Source organism: Methylomonas sp. BG-2, from assembly GCF_057766305.1.
Genome location: NZ_JBYMAP010000189.1, coordinates 1 through 7,951, shown reverse-complemented (window position 1 = coordinate 7,951; position 7,951 = coordinate 1). Strand labels below are relative to the sequence as shown.

Here is a 7,951-nt window from a genome sequence, read left to right as displayed (position 1 = left end):
CGATCAACAGCTCGGTGAACTGGTCGCGGTCTGGTACGCCAAAATGCGCGATGACTTCCGCATTAACCGCTATTTTTACGACCGGCCGTTAGCCGACCAAGTGGTGTCGTTAAGGAACCTGTTGAGCGCGTTGCTATCGACCGAATCCGTCGAACCGGAAACGTTATCTATGCTTGCCGACCAGGCATTTACCGCAGCCTTCGCCCGTGGCAATGCCAAACCGAGTTTGGTCAACAATCGCGATTTCGCTTTTTTGGGCGCGCTGATGAACGGTAATATCGTGGGCGATGACGACGGAACGCCGCGCTTAACCATGCTTTGTCCGGCGCATTCTCACTTTCTAAGGTTGCAACCCGTGGACGAAGTTTACGATGTGGCTTTGGAATTGCTGCAAGCCGCGCTGGATCAACTCAAATTTACCGGCGAGACTGCCGTGCCGTTGACCAAACTCGTGGCCTCGGGCCGCGATTCGGTGATGGGTAGAGGCGAACCGATTTTTGACGACGAAGAAAAGTCCAGCCGTTTCAGTACCCATGGCTAAAACATAAGCCCATAAGGCCACGGATCGCATCTCGACAGCTTGACGGGTTACGCCCGTTGGATGCGTTCGGCCCGCGTTTTCGGGTGGTTACGCCCTCGTTTTGTTTCCTTTCCTACCATTAAACAGCTCGGCCGTTAAAGTGCCGATGGGATCGCGGCGGTTTCTCTTGAAGCGCTGTCCGTTCGCAATTCGGCGCTCTCGTTTACAACGCTCGCTCCAGCAAGGCGTTACGCGCTTCGGTAATCCGAATAAATTGCTCGTGACTGCCGCCGACATCGGGATGGGTTTTTTGGGCGAGCCGACGAAACGCGGCTTTAATTTGAGAGGCCTCCAGCACGCCGTCAAGCGGCAGATTCAAGGCCTCGCGATGGCGCTGGTCACCGAGTGGACGGTCGTAGACCGGCTGGCGAAATCGGCCCTGGTTATGCCGGGCCTGATACTCGAACAATCTTTCCTGAGCCGCGCGGCGCAGTTTTAACGACTCCCGGCGCAACGCCACTTGATCGTCCCGCCACTTTTGCCGGGACATCACGGTACAGGCTTCGAAGTCTATCCAACCGTTGGCCTCCAACTCGTCGAGGTTAAACGGGCCGACCATGTCGTAAGGCTCTTCCAGCCACGCGCTCCTGCCCCGCGCAACGGCTTCGATTTGGCCGATGGTCACGGTATCGACGATGCCGAGCGAACCATTCCAAATCACCCAAAGTTCTTCTTCCTCCGGCCACGGATCTTGCTGCATGGTCTTTACCTAATTGGCGAATTAACAAGACTGTTTCGGTAGGGCAGCAAGATAAATACCAAACCGATTCCTGCTCGCGGAATGCCCGCCAAGCGCGGCTTAACAGCGTTTTGACGCCAATTCGCTCGCGTCAGCATTCGGCAATTAGCCGCCCATCAAGCACCGAAAAGCCGACAGACTGTGGGTTTTGAAACAAGCCGGTTGCCGAGGTCGTGGAAAAGGCATTTAGTCAGCCTCTACCCCGCTTTCCACCGGAAAGGCGATACCGTCGCCGCACCGACTATCGAAGCTGAAGCTAGGGCCAAGACGCCGGGGTCATGGCCTTCCATGAACGCTTTAGCTGGCTCATCAGCTTGGTAGTTCATCCACCGAACTATTGCAGAGGCAAAGGGCCGGAGCAAATTCCTGGCGCCGGCACCGCTTAGCCACCAACACAATTGGCGGAATCAATGGGCCTTCTCAAAGTTCGCGACATTAGCCCCGGAACCGAGTTTACGGCTCTACCGAATATTCGGCGAATTATCGTTGTAGCTCTCGGCTCTCCCTTAAGAATAAATCACCAAGCGGGAGTCATTAGGGCGGTCATTTGGTATTTTTCGCAAAACGGCAAACCTACGTCGAATATTTTTACAACAGTTTTCTCATGGAATTTATATGAATAAAAAATCCTTTGTAAAACAGCCAATTGAAAATAAGCTACCAACCGGATTTATTATTGCTTGCCAATTGCCGGTGAAATCCAAAATCGGCTTGATCCGCGAAAAGTTATTACTACAGCAATTTAAGGAGAAAATCATGCACCACGCTAATTGGTTAATCTTGGCATTATCCATTCCATGTCTGTCAAACAGTGCGCTCGCAGCTTCCGCCTCGGCCGGCGCGTCGCTCGACTGGAGCACGTTTTCGGTTTCCACGATCAGTCTAGGCGCCGGTACGCCGACGCTGACCTGGATAAACAGCAGTTATTCGGCAAGTACCTCGGCGATCACCTCCGGGCCGGATTTTTCACAAACCGATTTTGTGCCCGATTGGGGAACCGGTTCGCTATCGAGCGCCGGCGGCTCTTCGACTCAGGCATGGGCTGAAATCGCCGCGGACGCCATTTCGGCCAACGCCAGCGATGTGAATCCGACAGGCGGCAGCAACGCCACCGCCTCGGCGATTCGACATGGTGAATTCACTGTGTCCGGTAGCGGCTTGATTCTGTTTTCAGTTGAATATTCAATAGCCATCGAATTTTACCCGGAAGGCTACTCACCTAGCTCCAACGCGACCGCCAGCGCTACCATGGGCGCCGCGAAAGCCACCTCATCCAGCAACAGCAACCATCTCGCTTTTGAGCTACTGTTCCCGGCATCCCCGAGTGGCACGGCACATTCCGAACGAAAAACCGGTACTCTCTACTTGCCTGTCGTGGTTGCCGACGGCGAGACTTACAGTTTTTACGCCCAGGCAGCTAGCAGCGCGGCAATCAGCAGTTCGACCAACGTCTCCGGCGTGCCGTTGCCGGCCGCCATTTGGCCCTTTCTGTCCGGCTTGATCGGCCTGACCGGTGCTTCGCTAGGCCGGCGTCGTATCGCGTAAATCGATTGGATTACCGGAGCACCTAGCCCGTGCGCTGGATGTTCCGACCTCGGCGGGCCGAGCTATTCGGCCCGTACCTCAGTAGTCCACCTGTGTAGCCTGGGTCAAAGGGTCGTGGAGGAATATCCCAAGGCCGCCGCAAGCTTTACTTTTGGATGGAAATCAACCGGTGCCGGACTACTCCGGCACTCCTGGAAAACGCACATTATTGATTGGCCGCTTACCCTCATGTCGGCCGCGCTTATCCGCAATGCGTCGGCAAATAGCTGATGATGCCGAACACCGCGCCTTGCGGGTCTTGCAACATGCTGAAGCGGCCCAGCTCGGGAATATCCTGCGGCGGCACGCACACGCTGGCGCCCAATCCGGTGGCCCGCGCTACCGTGGCATCAACATCGTTTACGGTGATATAACTGCCCCAATGCGCCGGCATGCCGGCCGCGCCGGGCGGGATCGCCATCACGCCGGCCACCGGTTCGCCGTCGAGCTTGGCAATCGAATAATCGACGCCCGGCGGCGCGTTCGGCGCCGGCTCCAGCGTCCAGGCGAACAAGTTGGCGTAAAAGCCTTTCGCGGCTTCCGGATCGCTGGTTAACAATTCGCACCAGCTAAATGTACCGTGACGCAACGTGGGATTACTCATATCGAATTCCTGGGTGATGATTGAAACAAGCCGAATTGGCCGGTACCGATAGGCTTCGGCGCCGGTGAAATCAATCGGCTTCAGCCCGTTTTCAGGTAAGCCGCCAATTGCTCGAACGCCTTGCCCCAGCCGTCCTCGAAACCCATCGCGGCATGCTGATCGCGCCCGGCCGCGTCGGCATGCAACACCGTGGCTTGGTAAAGCGTGCCTTGCGGGTGATCGCTGAGCTCGATGATGCCCGTCATCGCAAAATCGCCGCAGGCTGCGGGTTCAGCCCCGGCGCTGAACCGTTTCGGCCGAAAGCCGGGCAACAACGCATTGGTCCAAACCAGGCGGCGGTTTTCGACGATTTCCAGGTAAGTACCGAGATGCGGAAATTCCTCGCCTTCCGGGGAGCGCATCGTGGTCCGGAACGCGCCGCCGGGTCTTAAATCGATTTCGCAAGCCACGGTTTTCCAGGGTAGCGGGCAAAACCAAGGCAACAAATGCTCAGGCACGGTCCAGGCTTGCCAGATTTTATCCCTCGGCAGGTCGGTGATGCGTTCAAAGGTCAGGTCGAGTTGCGGATCGAAAGCGGTCATCGGGTTTCTCCAATTTAAAAACATCAATACGGCAAGCGCGCTGGGCCTAACCCGGCTGGCGCGTCCTCCGTGGCTGGGGTAGGGCGTCTCAAGCGTCCGCGGCGGCGCGCTCCAGCGTGGCAATGTCGATTTTGCTCATCCGCAGCATCGCTTGCATGACCCTGGCGGCTTTGCCCGGATCGGGGTCGCTGAGCAGGCGGCCGAGAACGGTTGGCGTAATTTGCCAAGGTACGCCGAATCGGTCGGTCAACCAGCCGCATTGGCCGGGCCGGCCTTCCGCCGACAGTTTTTCCCAGTAGTCATCGACTTCCTGTTGGGATTCGCAATGAATGACGAAAGAGATCGCTTGGTTGAACGTGAACATCGGCCCGCCGTTCAACGCGACAAAGGCCTGACCGTTCAGTTCGAAGCTGGCGGTCATCAGCGTACCCTCCGGCAAAGGCGCACCGGCCGGATAACGGTTAACATTCAGCACCCTGGCCTGCGTAAATACCGACAAATAGAAATTCATCGCCTGTTCGGCTTGATCGTCGAACCACAAAAACGGTGTGATCGTCGCCATCGTCGCCTCAGGCACAACCGCCGCCAGCGGCGAACAGCGCGTCCATCCGTGACTGGAATTCGCTCCCGTCAACGTCTTCGACATGGGTCGCCAACATCCACTGATGGCCGAATGGGTCGACCAGCACGCCCATCCGGTCGCCCCAAAACTGATCGGCCGGCGGCATCGCCGGAATGGCGCCGGCGGCGACGGCCTGAGCGAAGCTGGCATCGACATCGTTAACGTATAAATGCAGCTTGACCGCGGTACCGCCCAACTTGGTCGGCGACGCCGAACCGGCGTTCGGATATTCGTCGGAAATCATGAAATGCGAAACGCCGATCGTAAACTCGGCGTGGCCGATCTTGCCGTCCGGCATCGTCAGTCGCATGAACTCCTGAGCGCCGAAGGCTTGTTGGTAAAACGCCAACGCCGCCGCGGCGTCTTCGACGGTCAAATAGGGCGTGACGCTGTGGTAACCGTCGGGAATGGGGTTGACTGGCTTGCTCATCGTATGACTCCTGGTTGGTATAAAGGGTTGGGATAAAGGGTTGGGATAAAAGGGTTTGCGTGGACTAGTCGAACCGGCTTGGCGGAAATCGACATGGCCCGGAAAAAAATTCGCCGCCGGCGCATGGGGCGGCCACGGAAGGCCGACTGTGGCGCCAACGCTTGACAAGTCGGCCGGTTGCGACCACTTTTTGATGTCGAGACGCACTTTACGCCAAACTCTAACGCGGTTGCTATCTCGCCCTGCAATTTAACGATGGAAGCCATGATGACGGTAACGCGCTTATTGGAAAGTTATTACGCCTACGGGCTCAGCGACCCCGGTCTGGCGCGCGCGGCGAACGAGGACGCGATCGCGTTGAATGCCGCCGCCGGCTTGTGCTTGTTGGCCGACGGCATGGGCGGGCACGGTCAGGGCGATGTCGCCAGCCGGCGGGTAATCGTCAGCGTCAACGACTTGATCTGCCGCTATTTGCCGGCGGACGCCGAGCAATCCGCGCCGGGCTGGTTCGGACGTTGGTTCAAGCGCCGCGACGTCGCGAATCGGGATGGTCTGGACCGGCAACTGGATTTGCTGGCCGACGTGCTCCAAGAAGCCAATCGGACACTGTACCTCGACAATCAAGCTCGCGGCGCGGCGGACGGCCATGGCATCGGCACCACGCTGGTCGGTTGCCGCTTGGCGCGCGGCGCGGCAAAAATGCAGGTTTTTCACGTCGGCGACAGCCGCTTGTATCGGCTGCGCGGCAATGCGCTGCAAGCTTTGACCGAGGACCATTCGCTGTACCGGCAATGGCTGGACGCCGGCCGGGTCGGCGAGGCGCCACCCACCAACCGGCTATATCAGGCCATCGGTCCCAAACCGACGATAGCCCCGGACGTGCAAATCGTGGACATTGCCGTCGGCGACAGCTTCCTGTTGTGTTCCGACGGTCTGACCGGCATGCTGGAGGACGGCGAAATCGCCGATTTGCTGAGCGGTTTGAACCGCGACAATCTGCCGGCCAAGGCCGGCGCATTGGTCGATGCCGCTAACGCCAACGGCGGGACCGACAACATCTCGGTGATTTTGCTGTGCCAATGAGTCGAAGTCATTGCTCGACGAACTTCAACAATACCTGTTTGATGGCGATATTGTCGTCGTTGCTCAAACGGACCTGATGCCCGACTTCCCGCCCGTTCAAACGGATGTGCTTTTTGACGACCGGCGTCAGATAGTAATGGTCGCCGAGGCGGATGATTTCGGCGATCAGCTTGGGCGTAAACCAGCCGCCCACGCGGACGTTGCACTGGGTTCCTTTGCCGATCGAGTAATAATCCCGATTTAACAGCAGCTTGTTGATATTGCGGGCCTCGCCGCGCATCAGCAACGCGTAATCGCCGGTTCCGGGCGCGTTGCCGGCTGGACCGGACGCGGGATTGACCAGCAAGGTTCTGTCGAAATCGTCGGCTTGCGCTTGACCAAGGCCGCTGTTGGCGGCATTGGGCTGGGCCACGAATTTCAGCTCGTGCTTGCCCAGCGAGATGACATCGCCAAATTGAAGTCGTTGCCGACCCTCGATCCGCTTGCCGTTCAAATAAGTGCCGTTGGTGCTGTTCATATCCTCCAGCCACCAGGCGTCGCCTTGTTTGGAGATCGCGGCGTGCACCAGAGAAACGCCCTTGTTGCCAATCGAAACGTGGTTATAGCTGGCCCGGCCGATGCTGCAAGCCTGATCGCCAATTTCGACCACGTTTTGCAGCGAGCTGTTGAAGTAAATCTCGACGAAACTCATGTCTTCGACTCCGCGATTTGAATGACGCACACGTCACAAGTATTGGCCGGAGTCGAGAAAAAGTCAGGTTTTATTTGCGATGCTCGCGTATCCCTTGCGGACCGACGACGACAAAGCGGCGAAGCCCCTAATTCAGCTTCTCCAGCAAGGCGGGCTTGATTTGATCCAGCCAGTCCAGAATCCGGCCCTTGGTCATTTCCGGTTGGGTATGGTGATCGAGCACCAGTCCGACAAATTTGCCGTCAACCACGGAGTTGGAATGGGTGAATTGATAGCCTTCCGTGCTCCAGGCACCGACCACTTCGGCACCGTAGCCGGCGACATGGTGATACAAATGAATCAGGGAGCCGGCAAAGCGGGCGTAGTATTTTTGCTGGTTGCCCAGGCCGAATAGCGCGACGCGCTTGCCGGACAAATCGGCCTCGTCCAGACGATATAAAAACTCTTCCCAGTTGCCTTCCTCGCTACCGGTGGTCCGGCCGGGGATTTCGCCGACCCCGTAACTGGGCATGCCCAGAATCAAAGCCTTGTAACTGAGCAATTGCCCCACTGTCGCCCGGTTGACGTTGACCGGCTCGCTGGCAATCTCGTCACCCAACACGCGGTACATCACCTGAGCCATCATCTCGGTCATGCCTTTTTCGGTCCCGTAGAAAATTCCAATCTTGTTCATCTTTAAACCCCAGTTAGCAGTCCACCATCAACAAAGCAAAATTTAAACCAGGCTTGGTCCGGAACCGACAAACGGCCTAACCCTCTGAAAACCCGGTGGCGGCATTGGTATTGTTCATTGAAAAACCTTTGATTTTTCGATCGCGGCAACCGACGTCCGCGCCAGCGGCGCGCGAACCGGCAAAGACTCCATCGGCCCGCGTGTTAGTGATTTTGGCGACAATCCCGGCGGCGCCCTAGCGAATTTGCGACAAAACCCGCCAAGTCAGCCGCCGACTAAAGCCTGCTCGGCTGTCCCGACTCGACGCCAGTCATCCCGCAGGCAGCATGCCTTCAGACACCGGTTGTCGGGAAGGCCGCCGCCG

General features: G+C 57.7%; 10 protein-coding genes. 3 read left to right on the top strand and 7 right to left on the bottom strand.

Going from position 1 to position 7,951, the window contains the following annotated elements; genetic code table 11:
* A partial coding sequence (locus AC3B8H_RS16005; protein WP_488442546.1) for a hypothetical protein occupies positions 1–541 on the top strand: 541 nt, incomplete at its 5' end.
* Between the two features lie 202 nt (positions 542–743).
* Here AC3B8H_RS16005 and AC3B8H_RS16000 read toward each other — a convergent pair.
* On the bottom strand, positions 744–1,280 hold the full coding sequence (locus AC3B8H_RS16000) for a J domain-containing protein (protein WP_488442545.1): 537 nt from the start codon (positions 1,278–1,280) through the stop codon (positions 744–746).
* A gap of 795 nt (positions 1,281–2,075) precedes the next feature.
* On the opposite strand from AC3B8H_RS16000, the gene AC3B8H_RS15995 reads away from it, so the two are divergent.
* Positions 2,076–2,864 carry a VPLPA-CTERM sorting domain-containing protein gene (locus AC3B8H_RS15995; RefSeq protein ID WP_488442544.1) on the top strand — a complete coding sequence of 263 codons (789 nt, stop codon included), beginning with the start codon at positions 2,076–2,078 and terminating at the stop codon, positions 2,862–2,864.
* A 241-nt stretch (positions 2,865–3,105) separates the two neighbouring features.
* Here AC3B8H_RS15995 and AC3B8H_RS15990 read toward each other — a convergent pair whose 3' ends face one another.
* From AC3B8H_RS15990 to AC3B8H_RS15975, 4 genes are all read right to left on the bottom strand, one after another.
* On the bottom strand, positions 3,106–3,507 hold the full coding sequence (locus tag AC3B8H_RS15990) for a VOC family protein (RefSeq protein ID WP_488442543.1): 402 nt from the start codon (positions 3,505–3,507) through the stop codon (positions 3,106–3,108).
* A gap of 80 nt (positions 3,508–3,587) precedes the next feature.
* The gene (locus AC3B8H_RS15985; protein WP_488442542.1) at positions 3,588–4,088 is read right to left on the bottom strand and encodes an SRPBCC family protein; all 501 of its coding nucleotides are present in this window, start codon (positions 4,086–4,088) and stop codon (positions 3,588–3,590) included.
* An 88-nt stretch (positions 4,089–4,176) separates the two neighbouring features.
* Entirely contained in the window at positions 4,177–4,650 is a 474-nt protein-coding gene (locus AC3B8H_RS15980) for a VOC family protein (RefSeq protein ID WP_488442541.1), read from the bottom strand.
* Positions 4,651–4,657: 7 nt separating this feature from the next.
* Entirely contained in the window at positions 4,658–5,140 is a 483-nt protein-coding gene (locus AC3B8H_RS15975) for a VOC family protein (RefSeq protein WP_488442540.1), read from the bottom strand.
* 264 nt (positions 5,141–5,404) lie between these two features.
* Here AC3B8H_RS15975 and AC3B8H_RS15970 point away from each other — a divergent pair, with 264 nt between their 5' ends.
* Complete coding sequence (locus AC3B8H_RS15970; RefSeq protein WP_488442539.1) at positions 5,405–6,223, top strand: PP2C family protein-serine/threonine phosphatase; 819 nt, start codon at positions 5,405–5,407, stop codon at positions 6,221–6,223.
* Between the two features lie 7 nt (positions 6,224–6,230).
* Here the strand turns inward: AC3B8H_RS15970 and AC3B8H_RS15965 are convergent, their stop codons facing one another.
* Both AC3B8H_RS15965 and AC3B8H_RS15960 read right to left on the bottom strand, forming a co-directional pair.
* Positions 6,231–6,914 carry an FHA domain-containing protein gene (locus AC3B8H_RS15965; protein WP_488442538.1) on the bottom strand — a complete coding sequence of 228 codons (684 nt, stop codon included), beginning with the start codon at positions 6,912–6,914 and terminating at the stop codon, positions 6,231–6,233.
* Between the two features lie 127 nt (positions 6,915–7,041).
* On the bottom strand, positions 7,042–7,587 hold the full coding sequence (locus AC3B8H_RS15960; RefSeq protein WP_488442537.1) for a flavodoxin: 546 nt from the start codon (positions 7,585–7,587) through the stop codon (positions 7,042–7,044).
* Positions 7,588–7,951 lie beyond the last annotated feature (364 nt).

Coding starts and splice junctions, on each gene's coding strand:
- AC3B8H_RS15995 (WP_488442544.1), top strand. CDS start 2,076: ATGCACCACGCTAATTGGTTAATCTTGGCATTATCCATTCCATGTCTG.
- AC3B8H_RS15990 (WP_488442543.1), bottom strand. CDS start 3,507: ATGAGTAATCCCACGTTGCGTCACGGTACATTTAGCTGGTGCGAATTG.
- AC3B8H_RS15980 (WP_488442541.1), bottom strand. CDS start 4,650: ATGGCGACGATCACACCGTTTTTGTGGTTCGACGATCAAGCCGAACAG.
- AC3B8H_RS15960 (WP_488442537.1), bottom strand. CDS start 7,587: ATGAACAAGATTGGAATTTTCTACGGGACCGAAAAAGGCATGACCGAG.
- AC3B8H_RS15970 (WP_488442539.1), top strand. CDS start 5,405: ATGATGACGGTAACGCGCTTATTGGAAAGTTATTACGCCTACGGGCTC.
- AC3B8H_RS15965 (WP_488442538.1), bottom strand. CDS start 6,914: ATGAGTTTCGTCGAGATTTACTTCAACAGCTCGCTGCAAAACGTGGTC.
- AC3B8H_RS15985 (WP_488442542.1), bottom strand. CDS start 4,088: ATGACCGCTTTCGATCCGCAACTCGACCTGACCTTTGAACGCATCACC.
- AC3B8H_RS16000 (WP_488442545.1), bottom strand. CDS start 1,280: ATGCAGCAAGATCCGTGGCCGGAGGAAGAAGAACTTTGGGTGATTTGG.
- AC3B8H_RS15975 (WP_488442540.1), bottom strand. CDS start 5,140: ATGAGCAAGCCAGTCAACCCCATTCCCGACGGTTACCACAGCGTCACG.